At 59.7% G+C, this 16,175-nt stretch carries 15 protein-coding genes; 7 read left to right on the top strand and 8 right to left on the bottom strand.

What is annotated here, in order from left to right; all coding sequences use genetic code 11:
* Positions 1-192: 192 nt before the first annotated feature.
* The 5 genes from ABSB13_RS05720 to ABSB13_RS05700 all read right to left on the bottom strand — a co-directional run bounded on the left by ABSB13_RS05720 (position 193) and on the right by ABSB13_RS05700 (position 7,251).
* Positions 193-1,716 (bottom strand): glycosyltransferase family 39 protein, encoded by a 1,524-nt coding sequence (locus ABSB13_RS05720; RefSeq protein ID WP_428106318.1) that lies wholly within the window; start codon positions 1,714-1,716, stop codon positions 193-195.
* 286 nt (positions 1,717-2,002) lie between these two features.
* The gene (locus ABSB13_RS05715; protein WP_428106317.1) at positions 2,003-2,251 is read right to left on the bottom strand and encodes a hypothetical protein; all 249 of its coding nucleotides are present in this window, start codon (positions 2,249-2,251) and stop codon (positions 2,003-2,005) included.
* Positions 2,252-2,622: 371 nt separating this feature from the next.
* On the bottom strand, positions 2,623-3,450 hold the full coding sequence (locus tag ABSB13_RS05710) for a L,D-transpeptidase family protein (protein WP_428106315.1): 828 nt from the start codon (positions 3,448-3,450) through the stop codon (positions 2,623-2,625).
* A gap of 875 nt (positions 3,451-4,325) precedes the next feature.
* Positions 4,326-6,701, bottom strand: a complete 2,376-nt coding sequence (locus ABSB13_RS05705) for an N-6 DNA methylase (protein WP_428106314.1) — start codon at positions 6,699-6,701, stop codon at positions 4,326-4,328.
* On the bottom strand, positions 6,685-7,251 hold the full coding sequence (locus tag ABSB13_RS05700) for a hypothetical protein (RefSeq protein ID WP_428106312.1): 567 nt from the start codon (positions 7,249-7,251) through the stop codon (positions 6,685-6,687). Before ABSB13_RS05700 ends, ABSB13_RS05705 begins: the two co-directional genes overlap by 17 nt.
* A gap of 933 nt (positions 7,252-8,184) precedes the next feature.
* Here ABSB13_RS05700 and ABSB13_RS05695 point away from each other — a divergent pair.
* The 6 genes from ABSB13_RS05695 to ABSB13_RS05670 all read left to right on the top strand — a co-directional run bounded on the left by ABSB13_RS05695 (position 8,185) and on the right by ABSB13_RS05670 (position 12,334).
* Positions 8,185-8,664: a flavin reductase family protein gene (locus ABSB13_RS05695; protein WP_428106310.1), complete on the top strand. Its 480-nt coding sequence runs from the start codon at positions 8,185-8,187 to the stop codon at positions 8,662-8,664.
* 15 nt (positions 8,665-8,679) lie between these two features.
* Positions 8,680-9,426: a glycosyltransferase family 2 protein gene (locus ABSB13_RS05690; protein WP_428106307.1), complete on the top strand. Its 747-nt coding sequence runs from the start codon at positions 8,680-8,682 to the stop codon at positions 9,424-9,426.
* Positions 9,427-9,617: 191 nt separating this feature from the next.
* Entirely contained in the window at positions 9,618-9,899 is a 282-nt protein-coding gene (locus tag ABSB13_RS05685; RefSeq protein ID WP_428106306.1) for a hypothetical protein, read from the top strand.
* Positions 9,900-10,203: 304 nt separating this feature from the next.
* Entirely contained in the window at positions 10,204-10,911 is a 708-nt protein-coding gene (locus tag ABSB13_RS05680) for a tetratricopeptide repeat protein (RefSeq protein ID WP_428106303.1), read from the top strand.
* 107 nt (positions 10,912-11,018) lie between these two features.
* Positions 11,019-12,212 carry a serine hydrolase gene (locus ABSB13_RS05675; protein WP_428106301.1) on the top strand — a complete coding sequence of 398 codons (1,194 nt, stop codon included), beginning with the start codon at positions 11,019-11,021 and terminating at the stop codon, positions 12,210-12,212.
* A complete protein-coding gene (locus tag ABSB13_RS05670) occupies positions 12,209-12,334 on the top strand; it encodes a hypothetical protein (protein WP_331960894.1) in 126 nt (41 codons plus the stop codon). The genes ABSB13_RS05675 and ABSB13_RS05670 overlap by 4 nt, the downstream gene beginning before the upstream one ends.
* 100 nt (positions 12,335-12,434) lie before the next feature.
* Here the strand turns inward: ABSB13_RS05670 and ABSB13_RS05665 are convergent, their stop codons facing one another.
* The gene (locus ABSB13_RS05665) at positions 12,435-13,391 is read right to left on the bottom strand and encodes an SDR family NAD(P)-dependent oxidoreductase (RefSeq protein WP_428106298.1); all 957 of its coding nucleotides are present in this window, start codon (positions 13,389-13,391) and stop codon (positions 12,435-12,437) included.
* A gap of 607 nt (positions 13,392-13,998) precedes the next feature.
* On the opposite strand from ABSB13_RS05665, the gene ABSB13_RS05660 reads away from it, so the two are divergent.
* Positions 13,999-14,835, top strand: a complete 837-nt coding sequence (locus ABSB13_RS05660; protein WP_428106295.1) for a DUF3800 domain-containing protein — start codon at positions 13,999-14,001, stop codon at positions 14,833-14,835.
* Positions 14,836-14,841: 6 nt separating this feature from the next.
* Here ABSB13_RS05660 and ABSB13_RS05655 read toward each other — a convergent pair whose 3' ends face one another.
* Both ABSB13_RS05655 and ABSB13_RS05650 read right to left on the bottom strand, forming a co-directional pair.
* Positions 14,842-15,561 carry an endonuclease NucS domain-containing protein gene (locus tag ABSB13_RS05655; RefSeq protein ID WP_428106292.1) on the bottom strand — a complete coding sequence of 240 codons (720 nt, stop codon included), beginning with the start codon at positions 15,559-15,561 and terminating at the stop codon, positions 14,842-14,844.
* 262 nt (positions 15,562-15,823) lie between these two features.
* Complete coding sequence (locus ABSB13_RS05650) at positions 15,824-16,120, bottom strand: transposase (protein ID WP_428106290.1); 297 nt, start codon at positions 16,118-16,120, stop codon at positions 15,824-15,826.
* Positions 16,121-16,175: the final 55 nt, after the last annotated feature.

The raw sequence follows: 16,175 nt of genomic DNA, 5'->3' as shown, positions 1-16,175 counted from the left end.
CCTTTAATACTGGCACGACGGGCCAATGTGAATCGGAAAATATGCGCGACGCATCTTTCCCTCTCGACCCTGAGAGCGAAAGACCGTCCTCGGGATTTCGCGATGGACACTGGGTGCAGGGGTCAACCCCTGCCGCCCGCCGCGCAGGTGATTCTTCCTTCATGCCGCGCCTGCCACGAGGTAGGGCGGCGCCTAATCCCAGTTCTTCAACTTCGGCCATAGTTGTTCGAGTGTTTCACCACCCTTCGGCTCGCGGCAGAGATAGATAGTGAAATGCTCCGAGGCCATCGCGTACGGATTGTCGACGGCGCCCACCGCTTCGACTCGCGCGAAGTAATGCTCAAGGCGCTCGCGTGGTGTGTCGCCGAGCACGATCATGCTCTCACCCGTATAAGCGCGCGGACCCCAATACCAGTAGTTCACATGGCCGCTGATCGCTTTGGGCAGTCCGAGCTTTGGCCCGTAGAAGTCGATCGCTCCTGCCTCGCCGTAGTCCTGCCCAAAAATTGCCGTCCGCGCTCGTTCGTCGGCCGGAATGCTCTTGTAGACCTTGGCGACTGCCGCCGCCATCTCGGGCCAGCCAAAACGGTCCGCCAACATCTGGGGCAACTCGCTTGCCTGGCGATGCTCGAACTTAGGCTGGGATACGTGAAGGAAGTGCGTGTAGCGGAGGTAGGTTTCAGGCGGCAGAATGGGCAGCACGACCAGCGCAATTAACCCACCCGTCACTGCCAGCAAGCCAAGATACGTCGGGCGCACCCAGCGCCATCGCGGCGCCGTTAGCCAGCGCTCAATCGCGACGGCCCCACCCGCAATCAGCATCGGATAGGCGGCCGCCAGGTAGTAGAACCTCCCCTGTGTAAGCAGCAGCGCCACGAGTGCTACCAGGTAGGCGAACCCAAGCGCCTTGAAAGGTCGGCCTTGCTCGCTGAATAGGAAGACCCACAAACCGCACATCCAGATTGGAAACGCCACCGGCTGCATGCCCAGGACTTGCTGGCCGAAGAACCCGATCGGGCTTAGAGCAACGTTGCGCCCGTTGCGCTTGATATTGGCGAGCATCTCTAGGTGGGGAAAGTGATGCTGAGTCATCCAGATCAGATTGGGCAGGAAGATTAGGAAAGCCACTATCCCGCCGATGAAGAACCAGCGGCTGCTCATCAACCGGCGCTCAGGCGTCATCAGCAGACCGGCTATCAACGCAAAGCCGAACAGTAGCATGGTGTCCTTGTTCTCCAGACCTACACCGGCTATCACTCCGAACCACAGCCAAAGTCTGGTGTCGCCGGTCTTGATCATGCGGATCAGCATCAGCACACAGCCCATCCACAACAGCGGCTCGACCGAGTTCATTGAGAGATAGCTGTCGAAAGACAGGTAGAACGGCGCAACCAGGACGGCGACGGCGGCGAGCGCCTGCGCAAATCGTCCGCCCCCAAGATGCCTGACCAATGCGCCAGTAAGCAGAACCAGTCCCACACCGGCGAGCGCCGGGATAAGCCGAATCGCCAGAAGTGAATCGCCGAGGAAGCTGCGCACAATCCACGCCTGCAATGCAGTCAAGGGCGGCATATCGACGTATCCCCAACTCAGATGCTCACCGCAGGCCAGGAAGTAGAGTTCGTCGATGAACAAACCGTAACCGCCGGGATTCGGCAGATGGATTAGCAGTTCGAGCGCGCTGACATAGGCGACAACGGCGGGACCGGAGACCAAGCGGCTTTTACTCGGGGTTTCCGTTTTGAGTCTCCGATTGCAGCTTCACCATATACGCGGGAATGCGCCCATATGCCAAGCTTCCGGCTCCGTTGATACAACCGCGCCGTCGCGCGCCGAATGTGAAACCCACCCTGGGTTTGCAGGGGTGACCCCTGCACTCAGTGTTAAGGCCGCCCGCCGTTGGCGGGCGCGGCCCCTGCCAACGGCTTAATACTGCGCTGCCGTCGCCACGGCCAGGGTCACCCCTGCCATGGTGGCGTGCACATCCAATCAAGTGATTTATCTATCGAAAGCGGTATAGCCCGGCTACGTGCCCATGCCCGCGAGGCTCGCGGTGTGCGGACTCGCGGGATCTTGCGAGATGCGGCCGGCCGGCGCCGCGCTGCTTGTACCAATCGTGAAGCCTGGCTTTGAGGTGATGCTCTTCCTTAAGACGATGCTCTTGCTCGTCGAAGTGGATCTCCACGGCCGCGCATCCGAACACCAATCCGACCATCATCATCACGGTCTCGACCAAGGCAGTCGCTATCATAGCCAATGCTCCGAATCGCGTCGCTCCGATCCCTGCTTTTCGTACTTGTCCATTTGCGTCGCTTCATGCCTGACGAGGAAACCATCCAGTGCGACTTACGATACGCTAATACCTCCACTATTCGCGATTAAGCGCATCTTATATTCACGTTAACAGCTCGCGCAAGTTCCATTACGTCTCTCAAAGAACGCATTTTTCAATTTGTGCGGGCAGCGGATTGAACGTTCAGCGGGTCGAGGCGCCCGGAGCTGAACCGGCGATCGCGCCCGCCGCGCCGGAGCGCGGCCTGAACGGTGGGTGCAGGGGTCACCCTGCCGCGCGACAACGGAGCGCCGTCTTAACACTGAGTGCAGGGGTCACCCCTGCCGGCGTCAGGGCTTGATTATCACTATCGTGCCGGTGGGGAGCAGCCGCTTGAGCTCTTCGACATCTTCGTCGTCCACCGAGATGCATCCGGTGGTCCAGTTGATATTGCCCCGGTTCAGTTCCGGTTCGTCGCTGCCGTGGATTCCGATTCTGCCGCCCACGCCAACCGGATGGCCGTCCTGGTTCGGCACTGCGCCGCCGTCGCGCAATTCCTCGTAGCGGCGCCGGTCGATCAGGTTTGGATAGTTCAGCGTCAGGAACCAATCCCAGCGGCGGCTCGGATGCTTCTCGACGATCGTGTAAACGCCCTCGGGCGTGCGCCGGTCTCCCTCCCACAGTTTCGTGCCGGGCTCGAAGCTGCGCCCGAACACGGCGCGGTAGTTCTTGAACATCCGGCCCTTGTAGTAGACGACGAGCTGATGGCGCTTTTTGAAGATATTCACCGACCAACTGAGTGGATCCATGAAAGTGATGTCGCGGGTCGCTTTGAAGAGAAGTTGACCCGGAGTCGGCACGCGATCGGTCCGGACCCCGTCGATTTTCACCTGCGCGGGAGGAGTTGGGGTCGCGGTCGGCGTCGGGGTGAGAGTGGCCCACGGATCGGGCGGCGTGGCCGTCGGCATCCCCGGGTCGACATATTTCACCACGGTCGGATCGTACGGCGGAGGCGGCGGCTGCGTGCCGGCTTTCTCCGCGTCAGAAGCGGTGATCGGCGTGTCCTGCAACGCGATTGCCGCGGCGGGCGATTCGGCGCGCACGGGCTCGGCGGCACAGATCGCTGCCAAGGTCGCGGCAACCAGGGCGGCGGCGATCGATCCAACAATCCGGCCCATCAACTCCGGCAAAGCTCCAGCATCGCGGTCACATTGTCTATTTTGGGAACCCTTGGTGTCCAGGTCAATTGTACAGTAGCGTCAATCTGCGATTTGTCGGCAAGCAATCCCGGGAGAGGGCAGGGTGAGGGACATTTGTGCGGCGCGAATGTCTGACGCGCCGCACGTTGCGCACGTAGAGCAGGCGGGCGGGCAGGGGTAACCCCTGCACCGCAGGGCTGAGCCCTGCACCCAATGTTAAGGCCGCGCTCCGTTGTCGCGCGCAGTCTCTTAATACTGGCCAGCCGTGCCAACGGCCGGACTTCGTCCCTGTTAGAATTCCTTTCGTGTCATTCTAGAGCGGAGAATCCCGAATCCTGACGTTTGCTTGCCGGGTAGTTTTTGGGGGAAAAGTGCAATTTCTACCATCCGTTGTGGTTGTGTCACGGGTATACCACCAAGGGTAGTTTCGTTCCGTCAAATTGTATTCGGAACGGGGCGTGGTGCGATGCGGAGTCATTTATCCGACGATGGGGGTGCGCCGGGAAGGGGAAAGTACCGTGACTGGTGTCCATAGCGGATCGCATAGCACGGAAGGGTCGGCGCGGGCAGGCTGAAGAGTTCATCCCTGAACTCGGGCCTGGATTTTGATGGTGGATCTTCAACTCGAGGGTGAGGGACATTTGTGCGGCGCGAATGTCCGATGCGCCGCACATTGCGCGATTCACGATTCTGCGTCGATATTCTTTACCCGCCCGCCTCTTCTCTTTGTGTCATTCTAGAGCGAAGCGAAGAATCCCGGATCTTTCCTAGCCTCGACCCGTCAGGGAGAGGCCGCGCCTCCGGCGCGGGTGAGGGACATCTGTGCGGTGCGGGCGGAGCCAAGGACACCGGGCTCAAAGAAGGCTCAGCCGTTCTTGGACAGCAAACCCTGCTGCCGCCTCGGTTTCTGGGACGATAGGCGAGTTGGTGATGATCGGCTCCCGACTGAGCGCTTCAGCAAAGGGTCGAAGGCTAGGCACGCCGAGTATCTGTGCAAAGGCAGAATCGATCATCGCACGTGTGTCATCAGAAGCAATGTTTGCAAATGGCTTGAGTTCAGTACTGCCGACTTGAGCATAGGTCTCGTCGAGGCAGGCAAGGTCCTTCTTGGATAGAGCAAGAATATCGAGAACTGGCATCTGCTCGAGTGTGGGCTTTTTGAAACTCACCCACGAGCCTTCAGTTGGCACTCTGTGTGCTGCCATGAGTAGCAAGCCCAGACTTGAATTCAGCCACAGGGCCAGGGCTTTGCCGTGCCTCGGATCCGGGGACTTTATTGATGCCGGCCACCAAACGTTCGATAGGGCTGCCTTTTCAAGCATGACTGCGGTTGCTCGCTGGGTGTTAAGCCTCAGACGCTCGGCAATCATCACGTTCCCAGCTTGCTCCATGAGGGACTCAGCATATCCGGATGTCTGGGTCTCCTTGGGCTTTGCCAACTTTATCAGGTAGGCGTTCGCCGAGGCTTTCACGGTCAGGATTTCGGACGCATTGTGCCCCCAGAAAACAGGAAATCCGGGCGGATGATCAACGCGCTTGAATGTCGCCCAAAGGCGACGACGGTCCGGCCCGAGCGTGGCGATATCGATCAAGCGAACAATCTTAAGAGGCGTGATCTGTTTCGAACCAGGAATCCAAAGGCCGCCTGCTCTCAGATACCACGCGGCTCGAACAAGGTCCGTTTGTGCAAACGCGCCCCCAATCCACGGCACTTCTCGCAACTGCAGTGTGGGAATTGACAGCGCCTCACCGATCCTGCGTTCTCCGACGAAGAGTGGCGTCACAGCAAGATTAGGCTTGCTGGCGTCGCCTATCTCGGCCGGCTCGCTGCGCAAAATCGCGTCGGCGACAGCCAGGGCATCGGCGCTGGTCTTCGGATTGAGCCAAAGGTTTACAAAAGCTGTCGCGTTTTTACCATCGCCGTCTCCGGCCGCCCTTTTTCGTGCTACCACGAGGACTTCACTGAGATCCGTGTTTTCGGAAAAATTCCAATGATCGGCCTCGTGGCTAGAAATGACGAACTCGAGGTCGTATTTTTGCTCGATTAGTGCACGTGTATTTCCCCACGCCACGCCGGTGGTAAGAGCGGCCGGCAGGACCAGCGCCAATCGACCCCCGGACTTGATGTGTCGATCGGCGACAGCCGTGAAGACGCTACCCAATCCAGCGGCCGAACTGGCTAATACAGGACCATCTTTGTGAGACCTGAGAAGCTCCCGAAGGGTTTTCTGCATTGCACTACGATCGAGCGGCAGCGATCCAAAGAGCAGGTTTCCGCCGACGCTTCGCACGAATGGCGGATTCATGACACAAAGGTCAAGGTCAGGTAACGGCGCCTGCGAGGCGACCATGCCCTTCCCGGTGACGGCGGCCGCGGCGCCGGCAACAGGAGCGTTTCCCATCAAGTCGAACTGAGTCTGTACGACGTTGCTATTCAAGAACTCTATGCTGCCCAGGTAGACGGTTGGCATCTTCCCCAAGGGTAGGCAGTAGAGTTGCATTTTCCGGAAAGCTATCTCGGGCGCGAGCAGTGCGAGCGTCGATGCGGTCAGATGAACGGCAGACGGGAGCACGTCGTACCCGTGCAGGATATTTTCCATCAGGGCACAATGAAGCTCCCTGAGCGCTGAGTCCGTAACTTCTTTTCCGGCTCGCGCGGCAGAGCGAATGAAGTTATCGGTGATTGCCTGGCTTGCCGCCATCAGCAGGGTGCCGGTGCCGCATGCCAGATCGGCGATCTTGAAATTCCGGAATCCCTCGACGTTATCCCATTTGACGGGCCATCTGTCCGCCGCCAACGCGAGCTTCAGCAGCAGCGTCGCAGCCGGAACCGAAGTGTAGTACGTGCCCAAATACTTGGCGTGGTGGAGCAACCAATGGTAGATGCGGCCCATAAGGTCATGCCTGAGAGCCGCCTTCTCCGCACAGATTTCCAAGGCCAGCCGCGCGAGCCGCTTAACCGCTTCTTCCGAATCCGTCCCGCTTGGCAGAACAAGCAGGATTTCGCGCGCAATCCGAAAAATGGGGACGTAATTGATCTTCTCGCAGATGAAATCCCAATGCTGCTCGAATGCCCCGATAACGTCCTTCTCTGCTAGTACCCTCCGCAGCGGCTTGACGCGCTTCTCAACTGCGGCGAGTTGCTCTTGAAACACGAAGGCGTTGGCAAGAGTGAGAGCGCCAACCTTTGCCGCTGTCTCGCGGCGCCTGCCGTCACTCTGTTTCTTCATTCTCGGGCTCGCCGATGCCCAGCAACGGGATTAGGCGGTCGCAGACGGTAGCGTCCTCGAAGAGGATTTGGGCGACCTCTTGAAGCCCGGCATCGAGCTTTTTGGCCACTTCCTGCACCACGTCGTCGCGGCTGAGAACCTCGTGGGCGCGGCGCAGTTCGTCGAGAATATCGTCGATGCCTCCCGACCGCCACTCGCTGGCGCCGCGTTCCGAGCAGACAGCGAAATCCAGTTGGCTTTGGCTGCATGCTTCGAGCAGACGATCGAAAGGCGTGCTCCGTAGAACCTTCGGATAAACCGCTGCAATCGCGAGATGGGCAACGCCCTTTTCGACCCGTGCCGTGGCGTCCTGCAGCACGACTACTCTGGCATTGGCGACATCTGCGATCTTGCCTTCGATGACGCACCGGAGGCCTCGAAAGGCGATCATTACGTCCGGGCGCGTCTTGCCGTGATCACGAATTGACTCCGGAGTGGCGTTCAACCCGCGCGCGACAATCACCTCCGCAAGGACGGTGTTCAAAACTTCTTCGCGATGACGGACTGGCATCTTACTTTCAGTTTAAGGCGGCGTTTTGCCGGGTCGCATTGAATCTGTCTGTTTCGGTCCCGGTTTTCAATTGGGCGGGGTCCATATATGACACGGAAGAAGTATTGGAGCCTTTCTGTACACCGCCCGCCAAAGGAAAAGTCCGCAGCGGACTTAACCATGTGCGGGAACGTCTCGCTCGAATCTGCTAAATCCCGACTGTGCCGCTTTTTACTTCAGAAACGGGCCTTCGCGCACAACAGCGCAAGGCCGGGCTCGCGGCAAGGAAGAATCCGGGATTCTTCGCTTCGCTCAAGAATGACACGGAAGAAAGGAAGGATCCGGGATTCTTCGCTGCGCTCTGAATGACACGAAAGAGGGAAGGATCCGGGATTCTTCCCCGTTCGGCTGCGCTCAGGGCTTCGGCGGGTGGAAGCGGAGTTATCCAGAAGCGCTCAAGAATGACACGGAACATGTGCGGGAACGTCTCGCTCGAATCTGCTAAATTCCGACTGTGCCGCTTTTTTCTTCAGAAACGGGGCTTCGCGCACAACAGCGCAAGGCCGGGCTCGCGGCAAGGAAGAATCCGGGATTCTTCGCTGCGCTCTGAATGACACAAAAAAGTGGGCGACCACTCGTACCATGGTTAACTCTCGCGACGCGCGCGACAACGGAGCGCGGCCTTAACACTGGGTGCAGGGGTCACCCCTGCCGCGCGCGACAACGGAGCGCGGCGTTATCACTGGGCGCAAGCGTCAGCCCTGCTCACCCCTGCCATGGCATAGTCGCGAAAAGATGCGCTGCGCAGATTTTCGCGTCTTCTCACTGCGGGTGCAGGGGCTGCAGCCCCTGCCGCCCACCGCGCAGGTGATTCTTCCCTGGGGTGCAGGGGGCACCCCTGCCTTTGACGGTCGGCAAAATCGTCTGATAGCATCCGCGCGCGGAGAGATTTCGATGGCGATCGAAAAGAACGAACTGCGGCGCGTGATGGGTCATTTCGCGACCGGGGTTACCGTGGTCACGTCGCGTCGCAGCTCGGGCGAGCTGCACGGCCTGACTGCCAACGCGTTTACCTCGGTCTCGCTGGTTCCTCCGCTGGCGCTGGTTTGCGTGGACAAGAAGGCCGAGAGCTATCCCTGCTTCGAGGAGAGCAAAATCTTCACCGTCAATGTGCTGGCCCACGACCAGGAAGCGTTGTCGCGCAAGTTCGCAGTCAGCGGCGGCAACAAATTCGAGGGCGTCAGTCACAAAATCGGCGCGAACGGCGCCCCGATCCTCGACGGTGCGATCGCTTATCTCGAGTGCAAAGTGACCATCGCGATCGATGGCGGCGACCATACGATTTACATCGCCGAGATCGAGCAGGCTGAAACGCCCCGCGAGGGCAAGCCGCTGCTGTTTTTCCGCGGCGGATACCGTGAGCTCGGCGACTAGGCCGCCCATGCCAACGTGAGTTCCCCAGTCCGCATCCCCGCAATCAGCGTTTTCCTGCCGTCGCACAACGAGGAAGGCAACGTCGAGCGCGTCGTGCGCTCATACCTGGCCGAATTGCCGCGGGTCGCCGACGACTTCGAGATAATCGTGGTTGACGACGGCAGCCGCGATCGCACCGGCGAAATCGCCGAGCGCCTCGCCGCGGAGGATTCGCACGTCAAGGTCGTGCGTCATCACGTCAATCAAGGCTACGGCGGTGCGGTGATCTCCGGAATCCGGGCCGCGACCAAGCAGTATGTGCTGCTATGCGACGGCGACGGGCAATTCGATCCTGCGGATCTCGAGCGATTGACCCCGTTTGTCCCCGAGTACGACGTGGTTGCCGGGCGGCGAGTGCGTCGTGCCGATCATCTGATTCGCAGGATCAACGGCAAGGCGTGGACGACGCTGGTCCGCGTCCTGCTCGGCATCACGATCAGCGATATCGATTGCGGATTCAAATTGTTCAAGCGCGAGAAGCTCGAGGGGATGGATTTGCGGGCGCATGGCGCGATGATCTCGACCGAGCTGATGGCGCGGCTGGCGGGCCGCGGCGCAAAGGTAAAAGAGGTGGACGTGAAGCATCTGCCCCGGCTGACCGGCGAGCAGTCGGGCGCCAATCTCAAAGTGGTCGCGCGGGCATTCAAGGAGCTGATGGCGCTATATCGAGAGCTCAGGGATGAGCGCCGGGCCCGCGGCCAGGGGGGGCGGCCGGGACGATGAAGGGAGACAAACGCCGACGCAAAGCGGATAGACGATAGACCGATTGCGTCATCGGGAAGCGTCGGCCCGGCGAAATTACCTTGTCGATCCATGGAAATCTTGCCGTCGCCCGATGGCACGGGTATAGCAATAGCCCTAATAGTCACATTGCGGCCCATTAAGGGCCGCCCAGATCAAGGAGATCCAAGAGTATGAAGCGCACCCTTTCAGTCCTTTCCGCAGCTTTCTTCGCCGCCGCGTTGGCGACGGCGGCTTTTGCCCAGGATGCCCCACCCGCAGCTCCCGCGGCTGAGGCGGCAGCACCGGCCGCGGCACCGTCGGCGGCGACGGCGAAGGCCAAGAAGAAACATCATCGCCACGTTAAGGCGACCGAAGCAGGCGCGGCGGCTGGTGCCTCGGCAGGCGAAGCGGCAGGCGCAAAGGCCGGCGCAGCGGCTGGTGGCGCGGCGGCTCCGGCGCCAGCTACTCCGTAATTTCGCTCAGGCTTGATGACCACGAGGGCGGCTGCATTGGCAGCCGCCCTCGTTCGAATCGCTTAAGAGACATCGATCCACCCAGGATCGGGGGGCAAAGATGGCTTTGCCTCCGGCGTCCGGCCGGCCGCGCGACCCCGGATTTATCCGGCCCACGGCCGGCACGACGCCTTTTTTCCTCATATCGACTTTTTCGTTTTTTCGCGGGCTCGCGGCGTTAAAAGCACGCTGCGCGTTTTTTTGTAGCGAAAATACCTGCTAACATCAGAATTCTTCCTGCGAGGCTGCGGGAGATAATGAGTTGTTGAGCTGTTACCGTTCGAGCATTGGTCTTCTGGTTCTGATCGCGCTGGTACTCCAGTCGCCGATCAGCGCGCGGGCCAGCGCGAAAAGCAGTTCTTACGACGAGCAAGTTTGCGATCCGCTGGCTGATTACTTTCTGGGGATGGAAGATTATCCCGAGGCAATCCGCCGCCATCGCATCGTTATCAACGACGATCCCACTAACGCGCTTGCGCACTACCATCTGGGTTTCGCGTACGGCGTCGTCGGACAGCATCGCCAGGAACTCGCCGAGTATCAGAAGGCGATCGGTCTGGGCCTCGACGACTGGCAGTTGTTCCTGAACCTCGGCCTGCTCTATCTCGAAAACGGGCAGACTCGCGATGCGACCCAGGTGCTGCGGCTGGCGGCGCTGCTCGGACCGGAACGGCCCGAGACGCATTTCAACCTCGCACTCGCGTACGAGCGGCGCGGAGCGCTCGCACAAGCCGAGCAGGAAGCGCTACTGTCGCTGCGAATAGATCCTAGCCAACCGGACGCGCGCAACACGCTCGGCGCAATCTACGCCGAGGAAGGCAACTACGTCCGAGCGAGCCAGGAATGGAACGAACTGGTTGGTGAGATTCCCGATTACGCGCCGGCGCGGACCAACCTCGCGATTCTGCAACACGTCAAAAGCAGCGGCTCGAAGGGCGCGCCGGAATCAAGCGGTTTCATACGCATTCCTTGAACGGGGCGAATCGGATTACGACAGGGGACAAACCGGTGGTGGAATTGGGCAGGTGGAGGCGGGCAATCGTTAATTTAAAATCCGCAGTCTTGTTCGGCTCGGCGGTGATGTTGAGCGTGGCCGTCGTGTTTGCGGCGTCGCCCGCGGGCGCGACCGCGCAATGGCGCCGGGTGCATAAGGCAGTTCATTCGAAGCGAACGGCAAGCGCGACGGGCGGCCCACTCTACAAGGGTGCGCTGCTCGAGGATGCCGACAGCGGCCGCGTGCTGATGGCGTACAACGCCGACATGGTGTGGCCGCCGGCCTCGATGGCCAAGATGATGCTCCTGCTGGTCGCGCAGGAGCAGATCAACGCCGGCCGTTTCAAGCCCGATGAGCCGGTCAGAATTTCCGAACGCTCCGCGCATACCGGCGGCTCGCGCGTCGGCCTCAAGGAGGGCGACGTCTATCCGCTGCGCGAGTTGATGAAGGCGGCGCTGGTCAAATCGGCAAATGACGCCGCGGTCGCAGTCGCCGAAAAGATCGGCGGATCGGTCGAGGCAATGGTCCGCATGATGAACGAGCGGGCGCGCGAACTCGGGATGACGCATACGGAATATCAGACCGTCGATGGACTGCCGCCGCGCCCGACCCATGACGCCGATCGCACCGACGCGTACGATCTCGCCATGGTGGGCCGCGCGATAATCCGCGAGACCAACCTGCTGAGCTGGTCGGGTCAGCAGGAGATGGATTTCGACAACGGCGTCTGCATGCTGCGCAATACCAACCATCTGATCGGCCATTTCGAAGGATGCGACGGGCTCAAGACCGGGTTTACGTTTCAGGCGGGGTTCAACGTCACGACCACGGCCAAGCGCGGCGGCATGCGGTTGATCGCGGTGATCCTTGGGGCGCCGTCGAATACGCAGCGCTTTGCGCAGGCGGCGAAAGTGATGGAGTGGGGCTTCGAGCAATTCACTTCGGTGCCGTTGCTCAAGTCGGGCCAGCCGCTCCCGGTCCAGGTGCAGGTCAGTTCGGGCCCGCTGATTCAACCGGTCGCGGCGAGCGATCTCAAAGTTGTGGTGCCGAAGGCCGATGCCTCGGCGGTCACGCTGGTGTACGATGTACCGCCGGCAATCAACGGACCGGTTACGTCGGGAGAAACGCTCGGACGAGTGCTCGCGCAGGACCAGGGGCAGGCGATGACGGAAGTGATGGCGATAAGCCCGGTGGCGTTCGCCGCCCCACAGACAGGACAGGGCGATGGGTACAACGCATCGGCGCCGCCGTCGGATAATCCGAACCAGGAGAACCAATGAAGGTAGCTTCGAAGCAGCGAAATCGGCGCAATCGCAAACTTGCGCGCAAGAAGAAGAGCGATCCGCATCAGGCGAAGTCACGGCTGCGCAAGATGCGCCGCACGCGGATTCGCGGCAAGTAGTTCGCACGCGCATCGCGATGTCTTTACGATGGGCGGCCCTTGACGGGCCGCCCGTTTATTTGTGACGGCGGAAAACCCGTGACGATCAGCGGAGTGTTGGTTAAAACGAAAAGCGCTCGCCGACCATCTCCTCGCTTTTGCGCCACAAGTCGTTCGCGTGGGCCAGGTCGAGCGCATATGAGCGCACTCCCGCGCGCGACGTCGCGTCGTCATTCACCTCGCATACGTGACAGTCTTCGCAATAGTGCCCGCCAACCGCATCGGCCGGCGCGACAAAACCGGCCCATACCGAGGTCGCCGAGCCTTGCGGCACCGTCTTGAATCGAAACGCCGCCGCCTGACCGCTCGCGCCTCTGCTGATTCGTGTCCTCATCTGCTCGATTAGTTCAGGCGTGAGATGCCGGGCGAGCTCGGTCACGATTCCGCCCGGATGTATTGAGGTCGCGCGCACGCCGCGCCCCTTGAGCCTGCTGTCGAGAGCGACCGCGTGCAGAATATTTGCCGTCTTCGAGCGGCCGTAGGCGGTGAACGGCTGATAAGGAGTGTGCTCGAAATTCGGATCTTCAATGTCGACGTCGCTGAGCTGATGACCCGCCGAGGATAGCGTGACGATTCGAGCGCCGCGATTCAGGAGCGGCACGAGCCGATTGACAAACACGAAATGCCCCAGGTGATTGGTTCCGAATTGCGTTTCGAAGCCGTCCTGCGTCTTGCCCTGCGGACACGCCATAACGCCGGCGTTGGCGATAATCACATCGAAGGGCTTGGCGCGCGTGAGCAAATCGCTGGCCGCCTTGCGCACGCTGCCTAGCGAAGCGAGATCCGCTTCCACAAGATCAACCGGCGAGCTGCCGTGGAATGCTTCCGCGAGCGCGCGCCGCGCTTTCGCCAGATCGCGCGCGGTCCCGACGACGGTGGCGCCGTGCGCGACGAGCGAGCGGGCGGTCTCAACGCCCAAGCCGGCCGAGACGCCTGTCACAAGTACCCGCTTGCCCGAAAGATCGATGCCCTCGAGAACCTCATCGGCCGTCGATTCCGCTCCAAAAGCCTTTGCCATTTTGCCTCTCCCAATCTCCAAACTTTTCCTGCATGAGCAGCTTGCAGTCGAACGTTAGCCACAATACCTGCCGAGAAGCCACAAAAGGCAGCGGCCGAGTCACGCTCACAGCCCAACAGCGCGAAGAATTCGATCGGGCCGGTATAGTACGGAATAGTGACGGCGGAAAACCCGTGACGATCGGGGAAGTGTGGGCAATCGAACCGGTGCTGGTCCAGTTTGTCGGCCTGAAGGCTGTGACGGGCCCGATTCTGACTGATCGAAAAGAGCTGGAAAGGGCAAATTCTACCATCCGTAGTGGTTTTGGGACGGCGGCGCTCTATGGGTAGTTTCGTTCCGTCAAAAATAATTTCGGCCAAGAGCAGGTGTCGCCCGATTTCGGGCGAAGCGAGTGAGTACGGGACATCCTGGCGGTTGACCATAGTGTACGCATAGCACGCTGCATCAGCCGGGGTCAGGCTGAACTAGTTCATCCCCTTCCTCGAAGGCGATTTTGTTGCAATCAACACTCAACGGAAATTGTGCAACAATTCTCGCATGATTTCTCGAAGAGTGACGATAGCAGCAATGAGCCTGCAAGTAGTAGCGCGCCTACTAGAGGTGCGCGATGATCCCCCGCGAACGGTCGCTAACTTGGCAACTTTGTCGAGCGGCTGCCGCACGCAAGCCGCCACACTGGACAGTCGGGTTTGAAACCTTGACGTTTGAAGCCTACTTCGACGAAACCGGACCGAAGGAAGATGCGCCGGTCACGGGAGCGGCCTTCTATGTGGCGAACGCAGAGCAATGGTTCGAGTTCGAGCAAGGATGGTCAGGCGTCTTAGGTAAGCCGGAGTTTGATGTCAAAATTTTTCACGCAACCGATTATGCGAATTCTTGGGGCGAGTTCAAGGGATGGGACAATGACAAGAAGTTGGCGCTCGCCAAATGTCTGTTTCCCATTCTGCTTCCACCGAATACCTGGATCGGATTCGGCTACGGTGTAGTCAATCAAGATTGGGCCGAAGCCATCAAAGGTCATGATCGGCTGAAGTCCCGGATGGGAAAGCCCTACATGTTATGCGTTCAGCGTCTGATGGAAATCCTGATCCAATACTTTTCGCCGCTTCCGGTAGATCATCGTGTGGCGGTTTTTTTTGAAGATAACGACTACAAGAGCGAGATTACCGCATTGTGGGACAATTGGTTGAAGAAGCACGATCCGCAGGGCCGGCTTATCAGTCTGAATTTCGCAGGAAAAAAAGACATGGTGCCCTTGCAAGCGGCAGACTTTCTCGCCTATGAATCCTACAAAGAGATTGACCGCGTGCGCTTCGCCCGTCCGCGACCAAAACGCAAATCGCTGGAGTTAGTCGAAGCAGCAGGAAACGTGCGCGCCTTAATGTGGGATCGCGAGAATCTCCCCAAAGCCTTTGACCGCCTTGAGCGGACGCTTGATCCTTGATGAAGGTTAGGATTGGCGCGGTTTCAATCGACAGTCGCAAATGCAGTCGCTCGCATCGCCTTCGCAGTTCCGGTGATCTCCATGCTGGCAGGCAGGGCATGGCGGCGGGGGATCTTCGTCGATGGTCTTCGGTTCCTCGGGCTTTCCGGAAGCGTCGCCGTTGCCCTCGCTTGTTGTGCGAGACTTGGTAGGTCCGTCGGACGCTGCCTCGAAAGAAAACTTGAAGGAATATTTCTTTAGCTGGACGGTCGGCACGGCGCGGGCCGCAGAGAGCGCACGCGCCGTGAAGTCTCCCGCGACTAAGATGCCTCGCACTGGTTTGCCGTCCGTCATTAGGTCGCCCATATAGGACAAAAGCTGGCCGATAGCTTTGTGATCGGCGGTTCCGGCCTTGAGTTCGATTACGACGGTGTTGCCCTGCTTATCCTCTGCCATGATGTCGATTCGACCCGATGCGACCGTCTTTTCCTTGCCGCCATCGACCACCTTCATTTGGCCTTCAAGCTGTCCGATATTCGCGCGCAAGGCTTCCTGCAAATCGCTCTCAAGGCCAAACTTCCCCGCTATGGCATCGTCTACTAGGGCTTCGTCTTCTGCCGAAGCCTCGTTTTTATCCTTAGTCATGCGAGACCTGACGCCCGCGACGCTCCAGAACGGCACTCCGAGCTTGTCGGCGATCTGGCGCGAGTCCAAGCCCTCGCCGATGAGCTTTTCTACTTCGGTCATTTGGCTTTGTGTGAGAGGCATCGTCTAGCCGCGCGGCTCTTTCGCACCGCTCAACTCTTCGAGCGGGAAGGCGGATTGATCGCCTTTCCCAACACCCTGTCGAATTCCTTCAAATCAGCCGTCGTCAGGTGATCGAGCCTGTCTTTTATGCGCTCGTCTTCGGCGCGCTGCTTTGCACTTGGAACGTATTTTTTGCGGGCCGGTCGCGCTGTGCGCTTTGTGGTAGCCACTCCGATACTTTAGCGCTTCCAAATCCGACGGGCTAGTTATCGCACGTCGTGATCAGATCGGCGAACGCATTCGGGTTGTTCCGATTGTTGAAACGCCATGAAAACTCGTTCAGGTAGAAGGGCAGATATTTCTTGCTCACGTTGTGATACCTGCCGATCACGCGGCGCTTGAGCAGCGGCCAGAAACTCTCCATGTTGTTCGTGTGAATGAGGCCGCGCTCGTACTCCCCGCCATGACGATAGTCAAGGAGTGCGTACTCGCCTTTATTTATGGGTGTTGGTAATCGAGCCGCGCGAAATTGACAAACGCCGCGGCGGGCGGCTACCAATGTATGTGCCCCTCGGATCGACAACCTCGAACAGCGGAGAAAGTTTCTGGCCGAC

The sequence above is a fragment of the Binatus sp. (SeqCode) genome, assembly GCF_050013435.1.
Taxonomy (GTDB): domain Bacteria; phylum Desulfobacterota; class Binatia; order Binatales; family Binataceae; genus Binatus.
This window is presented reverse-complemented; position numbering and strand designations above follow the sequence as displayed.